This window comes from Candidatus Omnitrophota bacterium, assembly GCA_018830005.1.
In the GTDB taxonomy this organism is placed as follows: Bacteria; Omnitrophota; Gorgyraeia; order JAHJTE01; family JAHJTE01; genus JAHJTE01.
The window spans coordinates 430,641-444,430 of sequence record JAHJTE010000001.1 but is presented as its reverse complement, the minus strand read 5'-3'; the positions used below and the strand labels follow the sequence as shown (position 1 = coordinate 444,430).

The 13,790-nt window shown below is 40.1% G+C and carries 21 protein-coding genes; all 21 read right to left on the bottom strand.

Annotated elements, in window-relative coordinates; genetic code table 11:
- The 21 genes from KJ593_02380 to KJ593_02280 all read right to left on the bottom strand — a co-directional run bounded on the left by KJ593_02380 (nt 1) and on the right by KJ593_02280 (nt 13,664).
- A complete protein-coding gene (locus tag KJ593_02380; protein MBU2540724.1) occupies nt 1–252 on the bottom strand; it encodes a gas vesicle protein in 252 nt (83 codons plus the stop codon).
- Nucleotides 245–1,111: a GvpL/GvpF family gas vesicle protein gene (locus KJ593_02375; protein ID MBU2540723.1), complete on the bottom strand. Its 867-nt coding sequence runs from the start codon at nt 1,109–1,111 to the stop codon at nt 245–247. Before KJ593_02375 ends, KJ593_02380 begins: the two co-directional genes overlap by 8 nt.
- A 20-nt stretch (nt 1,112–1,131) precedes the next feature.
- Nucleotides 1,132–1,389 (bottom strand): hypothetical protein, encoded by a 258-nt coding sequence (locus KJ593_02370; protein ID MBU2540722.1) that lies wholly within the window; start codon nt 1,387–1,389, stop codon nt 1,132–1,134.
- 7 nt (nt 1,390–1,396) lie between these two features.
- The gene (locus KJ593_02365) at nt 1,397–1,633 is read right to left on the bottom strand and encodes a gas vesicle protein GvpG (GenBank protein ID MBU2540721.1); all 237 of its coding nucleotides are present in this window, start codon (nt 1,631–1,633) and stop codon (nt 1,397–1,399) included.
- 1 nt (nt 1,634) lies between these two features.
- Nucleotides 1,635–2,402 carry a GvpL/GvpF family gas vesicle protein gene (locus KJ593_02360; GenBank protein MBU2540720.1) on the bottom strand — a complete coding sequence of 256 codons (768 nt, stop codon included), beginning with the start codon at nt 2,400–2,402 and terminating at the stop codon, nt 1,635–1,637.
- A gap of 3 nt (nt 2,403–2,405) precedes the next feature.
- Complete coding sequence (locus tag KJ593_02355; GenBank protein ID MBU2540719.1) at nt 2,406–3,176, bottom strand: GvpL/GvpF family gas vesicle protein; 771 nt, start codon at nt 3,174–3,176, stop codon at nt 2,406–2,408.
- Between the two features lie 72 nt (nt 3,177–3,248).
- Nucleotides 3,249–4,298 (bottom strand): GvpL/GvpF family gas vesicle protein, encoded by a 1,050-nt coding sequence (locus KJ593_02350; GenBank protein MBU2540718.1) that lies wholly within the window; start codon nt 4,296–4,298, stop codon nt 3,249–3,251.
- Nucleotides 4,299–4,531: 233 nt separating this feature from the next.
- Nucleotides 4,532–4,690, bottom strand: coding sequence for a hypothetical protein (locus KJ593_02345; GenBank protein MBU2540717.1), 159 nt, complete (start codon nt 4,688–4,690; stop codon nt 4,532–4,534).
- Between the two features lie 11 nt (nt 4,691–4,701).
- Nucleotides 4,702–6,837, bottom strand: a complete 2,136-nt coding sequence (locus KJ593_02340) for a CDC48 family AAA ATPase (protein MBU2540716.1) — start codon at nt 6,835–6,837, stop codon at nt 4,702–4,704.
- A gap of 63 nt (nt 6,838–6,900) precedes the next feature.
- Complete coding sequence (locus tag KJ593_02335) at nt 6,901–7,839, bottom strand: ArsA family ATPase (GenBank protein MBU2540715.1); 939 nt, start codon at nt 7,837–7,839, stop codon at nt 6,901–6,903.
- Nucleotides 7,840–7,897: 58 nt separating this feature from the next.
- Nucleotides 7,898–8,416 (bottom strand): Hsp20/alpha crystallin family protein, encoded by a 519-nt coding sequence (locus KJ593_02330; GenBank protein MBU2540714.1) that lies wholly within the window; start codon nt 8,414–8,416, stop codon nt 7,898–7,900.
- Between the two features lie 67 nt (nt 8,417–8,483).
- The gene (locus tag KJ593_02325) at nt 8,484–8,864 is read right to left on the bottom strand and encodes a hypothetical protein (protein MBU2540713.1); all 381 of its coding nucleotides are present in this window, start codon (nt 8,862–8,864) and stop codon (nt 8,484–8,486) included.
- A 118-nt stretch (nt 8,865–8,982) separates the two neighbouring features.
- Nucleotides 8,983–9,288, bottom strand: coding sequence for a hypothetical protein (locus tag KJ593_02320; GenBank protein MBU2540712.1), 306 nt, complete (start codon nt 9,286–9,288; stop codon nt 8,983–8,985).
- A gap of 4 nt (nt 9,289–9,292) precedes the next feature.
- On the bottom strand, nt 9,293–9,460 hold the full coding sequence (locus KJ593_02315) for an AbrB/MazE/SpoVT family DNA-binding domain-containing protein (protein ID MBU2540711.1): 168 nt from the start codon (nt 9,458–9,460) through the stop codon (nt 9,293–9,295).
- Nucleotides 9,461–9,471: 11 nt separating this feature from the next.
- The gene (gene gvpN, locus KJ593_02310; GenBank protein MBU2540710.1) at nt 9,472–10,446 is read right to left on the bottom strand and encodes a gas vesicle protein GvpN; all 975 of its coding nucleotides are present in this window, start codon (nt 10,444–10,446) and stop codon (nt 9,472–9,474) included.
- Nucleotides 10,443–10,787, bottom strand: a complete 345-nt coding sequence (locus KJ593_02305; protein ID MBU2540709.1) for a hypothetical protein — start codon at nt 10,785–10,787, stop codon at nt 10,443–10,445. Before KJ593_02305 ends, gvpN begins: the two co-directional genes overlap by 4 nt.
- A 3-nt stretch (nt 10,788–10,790) precedes the next feature.
- Complete coding sequence (locus KJ593_02300; protein MBU2540708.1) at nt 10,791–11,114, bottom strand: hypothetical protein; 324 nt, start codon at nt 11,112–11,114, stop codon at nt 10,791–10,793.
- A 157-nt stretch (nt 11,115–11,271) separates the two neighbouring features.
- Complete coding sequence (locus KJ593_02295) at nt 11,272–11,970, bottom strand: hypothetical protein (protein ID MBU2540707.1); 699 nt, start codon at nt 11,968–11,970, stop codon at nt 11,272–11,274.
- A 19-nt stretch (nt 11,971–11,989) separates the two neighbouring features.
- Nucleotides 11,990–12,769 carry a hypothetical protein gene (locus KJ593_02290; GenBank protein MBU2540706.1) on the bottom strand — a complete coding sequence of 260 codons (780 nt, stop codon included), beginning with the start codon at nt 12,767–12,769 and terminating at the stop codon, nt 11,990–11,992.
- A 109-nt stretch (nt 12,770–12,878) separates the two neighbouring features.
- Entirely contained in the window at nt 12,879–13,085 is a 207-nt protein-coding gene (gvpA, locus tag KJ593_02285) for a gas vesicle structural protein GvpA (protein ID MBU2540705.1), read from the bottom strand.
- A gap of 183 nt (nt 13,086–13,268) precedes the next feature.
- Entirely contained in the window at nt 13,269–13,664 is a 396-nt protein-coding gene (locus KJ593_02280) for a response regulator (protein ID MBU2540704.1), read from the bottom strand.
- Between the last annotated feature and the right edge of the window lie 126 nt (nt 13,665–13,790).

The window sequence follows — 13,790 nt, the reverse complement described above, 5'->3', positions numbered from 1 at the left end:
TTAAGTTGGCTCCTCTTGTGCACCAGCCATAGGAGCACCCCTTAATCGCTCCATCGTCTCTACTGAGCTAAGCAGGACCTTTAATCCTAAATATACAAGGTCTACATCAGCTACCGAAATAACTATATCCCCTGAGATAACTACGCCTTTATCTAAAGCCCTATCCAGGATTTCTAAAAGCGTGACCCTTTCCTGTTTACGAAAATCCAAATAACTATTTTTATCCTGCAGGGTTTTAATTTGTCTATCCATTGTGTATCTTTTCTTTTAAGAGACCACAGAAATTGTAAGGCGGCCAGGGGCCTGTGCAATCAAAATTAAGACCTTGCTGCTCATATTGTTTCTTGAGAATATTTATCACCTTAGCAAATTTTGCAACATTACTTTTATCAACTAAAAAGGCTGAATTTAAAATCATATCCTCTTTTCTTTCGCTCACTTCTTTCGGCAACAGCCTGTTTATCCGCACATCAACGCAAAGCTTCTTTAGTATCTGAAAACTATCTTGGCTATATTTATTAATCCTGTTATTTATTTTATCCTTTATCAACTCTTCCTTTTTCTTCTTTAAAAGATATGCCTTACCCGGCCCAACAGAATTGGCCCTTCGACTTCGCTCAGGGTCAATGGTGAGCGTAGTCGAACCATTGATTTCTTTATCTATGTTTAAAATCTCTTTATCTTCCCGAATGAAATTTTCCTTTAACTTTTCTATATCACAGTAAATCTTAACCCCCCATTCCTCTTTGTCAGCTAAGTTCTTTAAATTCGTGCTAAGCTTTTCGGCATGCTCATCAAGCATTATTTTAAGGTTGTCCATAGTATTAAATAAAGTTGCAAACTTAAAAGGAATTACGCTAGATTTTGTCATAACTCCTTCTATTATCTTTTCATGAATACTTGCTTTTGCCTTAATCCACTCTAAATCAGCCAAATTCTTCTTCAGATTCTCTTCACTAAATTCCCTTTCTTTGACTTTGCTGATTATTGCATAAAGACCCCGGTGATAAACAAAATAAAGGCTATCAACTAAATTCTCTACTTCTTTTAGTTTTGGCACTTTTCCTGCAACACAATATAAATAAATAAGGCCTTTCTCTCCTACTTCCATATTTTTTGCACCTTAATAGATTACTCGGTTAACCTTGCTTGCCCTTTGCGTTCGTAGGATAAGACTTCTAAAGTATCGTTCAGTTTAACAGCGTAGATATTCCTATCCTGTACCCTAGTTGGAAGTCCAAGGGACTTTATAAATGAACTCTCCTCATATACTTCTGCCTCAGCTTCCCAACCCTCAGGAACCTTTATCGCCTTAATCACCTTCGCATCTTTTACATTAAGGGTCTCTTTTAAAAACTTAACAACCGCATTTCTGGTATTATCTATAATAGCCATCTTACGCCTCCTCTTTTGCCTTTCTAATAGCATCCAATCGCGCCAAAAGTTCCGCTTCTTGTTTGTTATATTCCTTTTCGCTGATCTGGTCCAGCTCAAATTTAAGCTGTATTTCCATGAGTCTCTCTTTTATGAGCCCTTCATCAGAAAATTCCTTCTCTGCCACTTCATTAATCTTTTTACCCAGCCAGATTATACCATTTAATGGTGCAAGTAAAATATCATCAATTAAAAACACTTTAGTATTTCCCTGTTTCGATCACTAAATTCACAAAATTAAACGGCGGCAACGTGCCTGTATATTTAAATTTCATTTTATCGCCAGATTTGTCCGCAAGGGCCTGAACGTTTTGGTCAAATTCCGCTTCTCTGCTATTTTCTACCAGGAAGGCGGCGCTTATAATCATCAGCTCGCCATAGGAAGCATTGACCTTCATATCCTGGCTCAGCGGTGAAAGCGTATTTAAAATCTCCTCTTTATAGATATCTCTCTCTTTTTCCAAGGCAGCCTCAACCTTCCTGCCAACTTCCACGCGCAGATAGTAGGTTTTTGCCGGAGGCTCAGACGATAGCGCTTTTTTAAGTTTCTTAATATCTTCGTATTTTTCCGCTATCTCCTTATATATAACATCTTCCTTAAATATCGCTCTTAGTCCGAGCTCTTTTTTACCTTCGATACTTTTTAATAACTCGGCAAATTTATCATGCTCTTTTTCTAATATCTTTTTTACCTTATCTTCATCCTGGGCGATCGTGCAGAATCGGACCGGCAAAACCGTATGCTTCTTCATTATCTCCTCTATCGCCTTCTCATGGGCAAGCATATTCTCCCTTGAAACTGAATAGCTTATTGTCGGAGAATTGCTAACCATGGCTGCTATATCGTCAAAACAAATTGTATGTAATTCGTCTCCTCTTCCACCAATCCCCAATGGACCAAAAGTTTTATGTTCACCTGCTTTTATTATGCAATAAATATATTTACCTTCTTTTGTAGCTGTCTGCATTAACTACTTCTCCCACTCCTCAGGATAGATGACAATATTGACAAAGTTAAATACGGGCAAAGGCCCCGTATACATAAATTTCACTCTCTCCTTATGCTCATCGCTTAAGTCATCCATTATATTATCAAACTCTTTTTCCCTGCCTTTATCTACCAAAAAGGCGGCGTTCACAAACATCTCATCGCCAATTGTCTTATTAAATTTATAGTCAGAGGCTGTTCTTCGCAATGCATCTACGATTCTTTCCGCCTCTTTCTCTTTCTTCTTTTCCAAGGCCTTCTCCACCATCTTACCTACATCCATTTTAGCCTGGATGTTTTTTCTATTAGTATCCTTCTGAATTTCCTCTTTTGCCTTCCTGATTCCTTTATTTTCTTGGGTGATTTCTTGGAAAATAATCTCCATATTCTTCCATACGCCTTTAACGCCCAATTCTACTTTGTGGTCCAAATCCCGTAACGCGTTCTTCAATTCTCTGTATCTTCTGCCCAGGAGATTCCTTATCTCATCGGCGTTTGAAGCAATAGTCCCGAACCTGACCGGAAGCACGCTGTCAAATTCCTTCATCACTTCCTCAATCACCCTTTCATGGGCAAGCATATTCTCCCGGTTAACAACAAATTTAGTTATAGCGTGGCTGCTCACAACCATACTCAGGTCGTTATGGCCGAAAGTCAAAACATCATCTCCTCTTCCACCAATCCCTATAGGCCCAAAGTTTCTCTCTTGCTTTGTGCCAATTATACAATAGATATATTTACCTTCCTTTTCCATGTCAATCTCTTCGATTTTGCCTGCTTCGACTTCGTTCAGCATCCTTTAAAAGATCCAGAGCCTGTTGAACTATCACTCCCTCACCTTTACTAAAATTGCATTCTTCCTGAATTCATCTTCATTAAAAGAACAACTATCTCCCTGACAATATTCCCATAAAGTTTTATAGGCTTTGGTGGCATCATCAAATTCTCTCTCTATGCCAGGGACATTTGGATTCATATCCGGATGCAAAGCAAACGCCTTTGCCTGATGAGCCTTTTTTATTTCACTTTTGGTTACAAAGTCATTTACAAGTCCGAGTCTCTTTCTCGCCCAATCTAATTCTTTAAATTGCATCTTCTTTACCTCAAGCGTATAAAAGCTATAGGGTGGAAGTGGACCTACACATCTAAAATTTAACTCATCATGAAATTCAGTATTTAGCTCTTCAATGATTCTTTCAAAATCTTCATACTCATGCTTATTTATTAAAAAGGCAGAATTTACCACCATCTTATCATCCATAAGGCCATGCGCTTTGAAATCTTGGCTAACAGGCGTTAGAGCTTTTTGTATCTGTCCAGCGTATTTTTCTCTTTTTTTATCCAGTGTCTTCTTAACCATAACCCCTATTTTCATCTGCTCGTCTAGAGTTACGCCCTTAGGATTAGCTGAAAGCCTTTCTTTAATCTCCTTAATCTCTTTCTCCTCACCAATCTCTTTAAGAATGGAATTAAAATCGCTCCATGTAGCTGCTACATCAATTTCTATCTTATCAGATATCTTATTAAATATGTCTTTAACCCTCGGATAGGCTTTAGCCAAAATATATCTCACCTCGTCTTCATCACTGGCAAAAGTTCCTAATCGCATCGGAATAATCGTAAAGTTTTCCATAAGCTTTTCGATTACCTGCTGATGCTTAATCAAGTATCTGGCTACCGCATCCTTAAGCAAACGGGTATAATCGACTATCTCAGAGTCAGTTACTACTGCAGCTATATCTTGAAATGAAACAGTACAAACTTCCTCGCTGCTATTAGCTAGAAACGAGTCAAAAGACTTTTCTGCAATGCAATTTACCTGTCCCGAGCAATGGCGAGGGATAATTCCATAAATATATTTACCCATCTTTCCCATAACATACCTTTTTGCCTTAAGAGGAGGCTTGGCAGGCCTCTCCCCTAAGGCAACTTATGCGGCAAATCCCGAATGAAGTTATTCTACGAAGTGTCACTTCGTACTTCGACTTTGCTCAGTGCGAATCCTGAGCTTGTCGAATGGATTCGGGACCCCGAAGTAAAAACTTCTATGAAGTTTCTACATTCGGGGGAAGAGAAAACAACGAAGAAGAAAAAAAGAAGCTCAATCTATTATTTCTGCTCTTGGGGCTTTTGCTCTGTCTTATCAGCCTCAGGCTGATCAGCCTTGGGCTGAGGCTCTTCCCCGCCTGCCGGCTGGGCAGGCTTTTTAACTTTGCATACAAATTTACCACAAAAGAAATTCTTAATCTTCTCAATAATCTTTACCATTTTAAACCTCCTTATTTTTTCTGGTTGCTTACTATTTTGATAGCCTCTTCAAAATGTTTCTTCTTAATAATTGGCCCATCTTTTTTATTTTCCGGATTCTCTATAAATTCTCTTATCGCAAACATAGAAGCCTTTCGACAGATAAACTCAATATCAGCACCCACCCTATCTTTGGCCACTTTAGCAAATTCTTTCAAATCAATATCCTTATCCAGTGGTTTATTTTTAGTATGTATTTTAAATATCTCTTCTCTGGTTTTTTCATCTGGTGAAGGCAGCTCAAGTAAAAGGTCAAATCTGCCACTTCGTAGCATCGCTGGGTCAACTAAATCTAATCTATTAGTCGCAGCTAAAACCACCACCCCCTTAAGTTCCTCAATCCCATCCATCTCAGTTAAGAACTGGCTTATTACTCTCTCTGTTACGTGGGCATCTGTACTGCTTGAACCTCTTCTGGGAACAAGGCTATCTATCTCATCAAAAAATAGAATTGTAGGTGAAGCCTGTTTCGCTATCTTAAAAACCTCGCGGATAGCCTTTTCGCTTTCTCCTACATACTTGGATATCAAAGAAGGGCCTTTTACTGAGATGAAGTTAACCCCGCTTTCAGTAGCGATTGCCTTCCCAAGGAGCGTCTTTCCTGTGCCGGGAACTCCATAAAGAAGTATTCCTTTAAGCGGATTTGTATTGGCTTTTTTGAAAACATCGGAATATTTCAGCGGCCATTCAACCGCTTCTTTCAGCTCTTCTTTTATATTCTCCAAACCACCAATATCACTCCATTTTACATCCGGAACCTCGACAAAGACTTCGCGTATGGCCGAAGGCTCGACTTCTTTCATGGCATCCCTAAAATTATCCATCGTCACTTCTAATTTCATCAACGTCTCATAAGGAATTTCTGCCATTTCGAAGTCTATCTTGGGTAAAATCTTTCTTAAAGCGCTCATCGCGGCTTCTCGTGCCAGGGCCTCTAAGTCGGCTCCCACAAAACCATGAGTAATCTCAGCCAATTTTTCTAAGCTGACGTCTTCTGCTAAAGGCATACCTCGCGTGTATATCTCGAGGATCTCTAATCTTCCGTTCTTATCAGGTATGGGAATTGAAATTTCTCTATCGAATCTACCGGGCCTTCTCAAGGCAGGGTCTATAGTATTAGGTATATTTGTCGCACCTATGACTATAATTTGGCCTCTGGACTCTAATCCGTCGAGCAACGAGAGAAGCTGCGCCACAACGCGCCTCTCAACCTGTTTCTCGCCGCCCATATCTTCTCTCTTAGGGGCGATTGCATCTATCTCATCAATAAAAATTATGGCAGGGGCGTGGGCTTGCGCGTCTTCAAATATTTCTCTTAATCTTCCTTCAGATTCTCCGTAGAACTTCCCCATAATTTGTGGACCTGAAATATGAGTAAAATAGGCATCGGTCTCATTAGCCACTGCCCGAGCTATTAGAGTCTTTCCGGTTCCCGGTGGTCCATACAAGAAGACACCTTTGGGTGCCTCGATACCCAATCTCTCAAAAACTTCAGGATATTTTAGGGGTAATTCAATCATTTCTCTGATTCTTTGAATTTGGGTACCAAGTCCACCTATATCTTCATAAGAGACTTTGGCCTTCTCTTCCTTAACTCCTTTTGCCTTCATCCTTATTAAGGTAGTAGGGCTAATTAATACAACTCCGTCAGGGATTGTATCTTCTACCTTAAAATCAGAGGTTCTGGTGCCAAATAATCTCGCTCTTACTTTATCACCAGAAGTTACAGGTAATCCTTCGATAAGGGAACCAATATATTTGGTATCTTTTTCTCTTTGAAGCAACCCCGAGATAGTTAAAGAAGAAAGTGTAATTTTGCTGGCGGGCCTAAAGTCAGTTTTGTGAACCTTGACCTTTTCATCTAATCCTATTTTAGAATTTTCTCTTAAGATTCCATCCATCTGAATAATCTTTTTTCTTCTATCCTCAGCATAACAAGGCATCACTTTCGCAGGGGTTTTTCTTTTGCCTTTAATCTCTATGATCTCACCTACTTCTATACCTAAAATTTTTATATCCTCAGGGTCGATCCTGGCAATTGCCCTACCTACATCTTTAGATAGGGCCTCTTTAACTTTTAGTATTATTGAATTATTGTTTTTCTTCATTATATTACTGAAATGAAAATTCCTTTCCCGCCAATCATTTAATATAAGGCGGAATCCCGCCTCTTATAGAGGAGTTAGTAAGCGGGAAAAATTATTCAAAGCATCTATGCCCTTGACTTCTTTAGGCTGCAATGGAGTAATCGATATCTTTAGATTACCAAATTTTCTTCTTATCTGGCTTATATATTTTTCCTGCTCTTTTCTCCTTTCTCTGCAAAACTTGCAATCTCTTGACTCTATTACATTATTTATTACTAATTGCCTTACCCTTATGCCATAGCGACTCAAATTATTTAACAATCTCTCTGTCTCTGAAATCGCCATATCCTCTGGAATGGTAACTGCTATAAATTCACACCTACTTTGATCCTTAAGAAGATTTTCTATTCTCTTCACTGTCTTTTTCATACTTAATAGGAAATCATCACCTTCATCAGGTTTATATTTTCCCGCAAATGTCTCAACCATATACCTATACTTCCATCTCATCTTTGCCATAACTTTAATCCAGTCATCGAATAGTTCTGGTAGAGTCAAAAGTCGCAATGCATGACCTGTAGGTGCTGTATCTACAATGTATTTATCAAATTTCGCTTCTTCTATTAAGTCGACTATGGTCTTAAAACCCATCACCTCATCCATTCCTGGAATGGGCAAAGCAAAGATGGAATCAATGTCTTCTTGGTCTAAATACGTAGAGGTATCCAATATTTTCTTTATCTCATCTTCGTATTCAACCTTAAATTTAGAAAGAGCCTTTTCCGCGCTTAGTTCAAGAGCGCTTAAGTTCTTTATACCTTTAACTTCTTTTATTTCATCGCCGATTTTCTGCCCTAAACTATCAGAGAGTGAATGCGCCGGATCTGTAGAAAAGAGTAATGTTTTAAAATGTTTGGCTAAATAAAGACCTGTGCTTGAGGCACAGGTCGTCTTTCCTACACCACCCTTCCCACCAAATAGAATTAATTTTAACGCATCTTCCCTTAATCCGACTAATGCCATTTAGCATTTCTTCTTATCCTACAAGGATAGGCCTTCCTAATCCTTATAAGGAAGGGCCTTAACATTTCTTTATGCTTATTTCTAAAATACCGTTTTTATAGCTGGAGGTGATAGTCTCGGTCTTAACCTTTGCCGGAAGCAGAATCTCCTTGTGGTATTTTCTATCGCCTGTCTGAGCGGAAATATCCAAGATATCGCCTTTTAAATCCAATTTTACATCCTCTTGGTTTATTCCAGGCATCTCTGCATAAATCCTAATCTCTTCTTTTTCATCAAAGAGATCAGTAATCGGTTCCCTTTCCTCGTCAACCGTAGGTCCTTTAGGGGTCTTCTTAATATTACCAAATGGTTCGACTATAGGCTTGCCTCCCACAGCAGTCTTTATAGAAAAACCAAAAACTCCCTTCATACCTTCTTTAAGATGGCTTAGGTCTATCTCACCCTCTTTTTTGATTTCACCGCCTGCTTCTTTTAAATCTGCCGCAAGGTCAACCAACTTCTCAATGCCTTTAAATAAACCACCAATGCCAAAATCAAAACCTATTTCTTCTTCCTTTTTTTTCTTTTCTCTTGCCATCTATATTCCTCCCTCTAACATGTAATTATGTAAACTCATCTATCAATATAATATAAGTACGATAAAATTATTTCTTTGGAACAATCCCCTTCCCTTTACACATCAAGCAGGACAGATCCACTCCTTTTTCTCTACCCCTGCCCTTACAGGCCGGGCAGGATTCGATATCTTTACTGCTTATGCTTACCACGCCTTTCCCTTTACAAATAAGACAGGTAAGATCTCTGTTCAAGAGCGAGCGCCCCTCTCCACTACAATAGGCGCAAATAACCGCTGGTGACGAAACCTTTACAGTTCCGGCACCTAAACAGGCAGGGCATCGTGTGCTTTTTTTAGAGGGCATAAGTCCCGTTCCTTTACAAAATCCGCATTTATAGCTCGTCTTGTTAAGGACCTCGCCTTTTCGACCAACCTTTTGGCTCTTCCAGTCAAATGTCTTCCAATACATGCTTTAAGCCACCTTTTTTTGCCGCCCACTAATCCTACAAAGATAGGCCTTCCTAATCCTTTTCCCGCAGAGCGGGATCCCGCTAAATAAAAGCTTGTTGAGCGAGAAAAGAAAGGGCCTAATATTGTATAGACAGCGTTTTCAGGGGTTTTGTGGGGATATTTCTATAAGTCTTAATTTTCTGTTCTCCGTGTGTCTCAGCTTGCAACTTTTCAATCCGCTTATTGATAGAGTCTAAAAGTCTTTTGGCGGTGTTTCTTCTTTTGTCCAATACAAAGATTTCTTTCTCAAGCCTATCTTTCTCTCTTCTATTTATGTACAAGTCCAGATAGGCAGACCTTTGCGCTTTAGGAATTGACCTGGCGCCTACAGAATGCATGCTTTTTACCTCTTTAATGCTTGTTACTTGCTGTATCCCTTTCATTGGCCTATCTCCCTCTTAATTTTGAGACAAGCAATTTCCTTGCCTTATTTATTCCGCCAAGCGTTAATTCTAACCTATCGCCCGGCTTAATATTAAGCTCCTTACGGATACCGCGAGGTATCGTAATCTTATTTTTATCATCAATCTTCGAGAAAACTCGTAAAAGCGGCACTTTCCACCTCCCTAAGCAATAACGGCCTCTTTCTCTGTCTCCTTGTTAACACTAATAGTCTCCCCGGTGCCGACTTCTTTCTTGACAAGTTCTTTAACTATTCCTTTTACCCTGTCCTGATTAGTCTTTGAGCCGACCCTGCTTGTCTCAGAAGCCAATATATCCTGACACATCTGCGTAAAAGCCCCATTGGCGCTTCTTATAGGGGTAATGCCTTGGACTTTAAGGGTCTTGGCAATCATAATACAGCCGCGAACAGTGGGAGCAAACTCACACTTTCCTGACTCTCTTAAGCCCCTTACGATATTGACTATTATCTCAGCATGTTGTTTTGAGAGTTTAGACTTTGCCTTAGTAATGGCCACCTCTGTCTCATAGTCAAAGTAATCCAGGTCCATGGTAATCATCCTGTCCCTTAAAGCATCCTGGCTCCTATGGACACCGGCATATTCTTCGGGGTTAGAGGTAAAGATAGCGTTAAACTCCGGGTCAACCCTCAAATACGGTTCCTCTCCGCCTCTTCCCACAGGCAGATCCATCATCTTCTCTTGTAAGATTGAAAGAAGGATGTTATTCGCTTCAGGTCGAGAACGGGTGAATTCATCATAGATTAAAGTAAATCCGTATTTACAGGCAACGGTCAAGCGGTTGTCAACCCAGCGTTTTACCATATCCTCTTCTGTTTTTAATACCCTTGAGATAAATCGGTCTACGACCTTTCTAACTCGATAGCCATACTCGCCGCCTACCAAATCAGAAGTAGTGAATTCTTCATCTCCGTGAATCATAACCACCGGCCTTTTAATCTTACTGGCTATGTGCATAGCCAACGTGGTCTTGCCGGAACCGGATATCCCTCTAAAATGGACCGGAAAATCCGCCTTTATATAGGCAAGGGCCCTATTGGTGATACCCTTGATGTACTTTGTCTCCACAAAATCTGACAAAGGACTTGGCTCTAATACTGTAGTCATCTCATCAATCATTTTATTTCACCTCTTTTCTTGGATTCTAAAGTTTTATTCATCTTATTCCAGATTCTGCTTGCCTCGGACAAATCGGCGCGGATCTCTTTTTCCTTCTTTCTAAAATCTTCCCTTAAAGAAAACACATTTCCGATCAGCTCTTTTCTATCCTCGCTAAGCCCTTTCGTTAAACCTTCGGCCATTTCCTTATGAACTTTTCTGCAGTGGCCTACGAACTTCCTGGCGTTATCTCTGATGGCCATCGCTTGTTCCTTTAAATCTTTTATGCTTCTCTTTCTGTCTCCATGGGACGTAGCGATATCTTCACAAAGAGACTTCATATCGCCTGATATATTGTCCATGCCCTAGCCTCCCTTATGGATAACCCCCTTACCACCGCATAAGCTGCAGGGGAGGTTTCCGTCTACCTTATAACCGGTGCCTTCACAATTAGGGCATTCCTCTTTAGCCCCTCGGCATGTAACGCTGCCTTTTCCGTTACAGGCAGAGCAAGTAACTCGGCTATGGGGATGAATACCGGTAGCCTTACAAAAGGCGCATTTAATCATCGGCTCATCAACCTTAACCTTCCCTGTACCGCCGCATACCTGACAGGCGGCCAGCTTAGATAGCAGGTTGAAAGGATCTTTACCTTTTCCCTTACAAAAAGCGCATTTTATCTCACTCATAAACTCATCCCTCCTCCGATATCACACCTCCTTAACCCTTTGCGATTCACGTTATCCAGCGGGATAGACCTTCCTAATCCTTTTCCCGCAGAGCGGGATCCCGCTAAATAAAAGCTTGTTGAGCGGGAAAAGGAAAGGTCTTATCAGGGGGGTAGGTTTATTTGTTCTTCTTTCTTCCTCTTTTCTTTCCGCCCTTCTTTTTACCTTTCTTCTCAACAGCCTCCTCAACCGTAGTTACTTTCTCTCCGGCTTCAATCCTGGACATCACTCCGCCTTTTCTGGATTTAGCTAAAGAGCCGGCCATTCCCTGCCATGCCGCTTTTGCCTTTGCCATATCCGAGCCATACTCGCCTAAAAGTTTCTTGACATCGCTGGCTATATCACCGACATATTTTGCCAGGCTCTTTTTTAAGGCGTCGGACATCTCAGTATGAGCCGAATCGAATTCCTTTAATCTCTTTTGAATATAGCTCTCAATTTCCTTTACTGCTTTTACAAGAGACTCTTTAAGCTCCTCTGACATTTTTTCTCGATCTACATGGAAACCTTTTAATTGCGCGGCTACATCCTTCGCTATGGACTTAACAAAAGCTGCTAAGTTCTTAGCTTGATCCTCACTCATATCTTTGTGGCTAGCCTGAAACCCTTTGAGCATGCCTCCTACACTCTTTGTTAAATCATTAACAAAATCAGCCAAATTCTTGGCTTGTTCCTCACCCATCTCTTTCCTGTCAGCGGTAAAACCCTTAATAGTTTTATGGGTATCGCTAACCAGATCTTTCAACCCCTTCACTCGCACATCATAGGAACCGATGATGTTTTCGGTAATACCCTTCATGCTATCCGCTATTCCCATTTTTACCCCCTCCTTTTTGTTATTTATTGAGTGTTTCTGCTTTTTCCTCTACGTGACTATCTCTTTTTATATCTATATTAACCCCGTTATAAATTTTCGTCTTTTTATCGGCATCCACACTTTTTCTAACGGGGTGAATTGCCTCGGTTGTTTTATCTATTTTTCGCCCAAGTATTTTATTTACCTCTTGTCTTCTTTCTATCTGATGCGCCAGGCGTCCTTTATGTTGGGCCCTGAATCCCTGAAGCATTTCCTTAAGGTCCCTTATCCTCAAGCTCCTTCCTTTGGCTAAAAGCGCTTTAAGCCTTTCTGCCATCTCTTGCTGTTCTTTCTGAAATTCTTTTAGCTTGGAGGAAACCTCTTCTTTTCTGGCATCCTGATTAGCAAGAACCTCTTTAGTCATCTCCTGGAATTCTTTGACCCTTTGGACATCACCTTTGGCAAGGGCATCTTTAAATTTAGCCAGATTTTCTCTTAGGATGCGCGCCATTTCCCTTTGTTGATTAAGATAACCTTTCAATAAGTTTTTTACTTCCGCTTCCCGTTCTTCCTGGGCTGATAAGATACCCTGCGTCATACTATCAAAGTCTTTTTTTCTTAAATGTTCGTTGTGAGCGAGGATATCACGCAGCTCGGTATTGATTTTTCGCCCCTCTTCTTTATTGTCAAGAAAAGTCTCCTGGAAGTCGTCAAGGATCTGATGTGTAGTATCAAAAATGGCCCTTACGCTTTCGATCCTCGTCTCATATGAAAAAATGGCATTTTCCGCGGCATTCTTTAAATCTAAGATTTCTGGCATTTTTAAAATTACTCCTCTTTTAGAAGGAAGGAATTCCTTGGCGAACCATGCTTTTTGTCCTCATTGGACTCAAGGATGACCCGGCAAGAACCCCTCTTGATCTTATCCTTTAGGCTGCTGTTGCGGTTAGACCAATTGCCTCAGCATACTTCAGGTAAGTCTCGACTGATGCCACTACTACTCTAGCTTCAATCGCGAGAATCTCTATACCAACTAAAGAGACTCTTACCCAAGCGTCAACTACCACGCCCTTGTCCAGGATACGGTCAACTACTTCGACCAAGCTGGAAGAACCAATCGCTTTTTCTACTGCCATGTTAATTCACCTCCTCCGTTTTTAGATTTATTTCTTGAAAATCTTACCTAAGAAATCTTCGGCCTTACCCTTTAAACCTAAACCAAAGCCCAAAGCCAAAGACAGAACTACACCTGCAAAGATAATATCCTTAAGTATATAATTTTGGGTCTCAAACATTATCCAGTTTCCTTTTCTTACACCCTAATTTTGCTTGATTATTTCTAATAATCCTTCTAACCTCAATGGCTTATCTAAAAAACGACTTACGCCTAACTGCCTCGCTTTGTCTTTTACTTCAGGATTGCCATATGCAGATATCATTGCAAATTTTACTTTGTTGTTAATTGCTATTGCCTTTCTTATAAACGTTAAGCCATTATCGTGGCCTAATTTTAAGTCAACTATCACCATATCCAGATCTCTTGATTTCTTGAATTTCTTCAGACCCTCAATGACTGTAGTAGCCCAGAGGAATCTGTGGCCAGCATCTCTGATAATCTCTTTCATAATCGAGCACAGATCCTTTTCATCATCAACAAGGAGTATCTTTTTTGATTTAGATAAGCGAGTTTTAAATTGATTTTCCCTTCGGTTCATAGTTTTGCCTTTTTTATTTTATCTCTACCTAATATAAATAAGCAACAACTGTGCCATATATGACCTGAATAAAAAAATTCTAAAAATTTTTTTCTTATTTAACTACAATAGGTTAGGGAAATAACT

Coding starts and splice junctions, on each gene's coding strand:
- KJ593_02380 (MBU2540724.1), bottom strand. CDS start 252: ATGGATAGACAAATTAAAACCCTGCAGGATAAAAATAGTTATTTGGAT.
- KJ593_02375 (MBU2540723.1), bottom strand. CDS start 1,111: ATGGAAGTAGGAGAGAAAGGCCTTATTTATTTATATTGTGTTGCAGGA.
- KJ593_02360 (MBU2540720.1), bottom strand. CDS start 2,402: ATGCAGACAGCTACAAAAGAAGGTAAATATATTTATTGCATAATAAAA.
- KJ593_02355 (MBU2540719.1), bottom strand. CDS start 3,176: ATGGAAAAGGAAGGTAAATATATCTATTGTATAATTGGCACAAAGCAA.
- KJ593_02350 (MBU2540718.1), bottom strand. CDS start 4,298: ATGGGAAAGATGGGTAAATATATTTATGGAATTATCCCTCGCCATTGC.
- KJ593_02345 (MBU2540717.1), bottom strand. CDS start 4,690: ATGGTAAAGATTATTGAGAAGATTAAGAATTTCTTTTGTGGTAAATTT.
- KJ593_02340 (MBU2540716.1), bottom strand. CDS start 6,837: ATGAAGAAAAACAATAATTCAATAATACTAAAAGTTAAAGAGGCCCTA.
- KJ593_02335 (MBU2540715.1), bottom strand. CDS start 7,839: ATGGCATTAGTCGGATTAAGGGAAGATGCGTTAAAATTAATTCTATTT.
- KJ593_02330 (MBU2540714.1), bottom strand. CDS start 8,416: ATGGCAAGAGAAAAGAAAAAAAAGGAAGAAGAAATAGGTTTTGATTTT.
- KJ593_02325 (MBU2540713.1), bottom strand. CDS start 8,864: ATGTATTGGAAGACATTTGACTGGAAGAGCCAAAAGGTTGGTCGAAAA.
- KJ593_02320 (MBU2540712.1), bottom strand. CDS start 9,288: ATGAAAGGGATACAGCAAGTAACAAGCATTAAAGAGGTAAAAAGCATG.
- gvpN (MBU2540710.1), bottom strand. CDS start 10,446: ATGATTGATGAGATGACTACAGTATTAGAGCCAAGTCCTTTGTCAGAT.
- KJ593_02305 (MBU2540709.1), bottom strand. CDS start 10,787: ATGGACAATATATCAGGCGATATGAAGTCTCTTTGTGAAGATATCGCT.
- KJ593_02300 (MBU2540708.1), bottom strand. CDS start 11,114: ATGAGTGAGATAAAATGCGCTTTTTGTAAGGGAAAAGGTAAAGATCCT.
- KJ593_02295 (MBU2540707.1), bottom strand. CDS start 11,970: ATGGGAATAGCGGATAGCATGAAGGGTATTACCGAAAACATCATCGGT.
- KJ593_02290 (MBU2540706.1), bottom strand. CDS start 12,769: ATGCCAGAAATCTTAGATTTAAAGAATGCCGCGGAAAATGCCATTTTT.
- gvpA (MBU2540705.1), bottom strand. CDS start 13,085: ATGGCAGTAGAAAAAGCGATTGGTTCTTCCAGCTTGGTCGAAGTAGTT.
- KJ593_02280 (MBU2540704.1), bottom strand. CDS start 13,664: ATGAACCGAAGGGAAAATCAATTTAAAACTCGCTTATCTAAATCAAAA.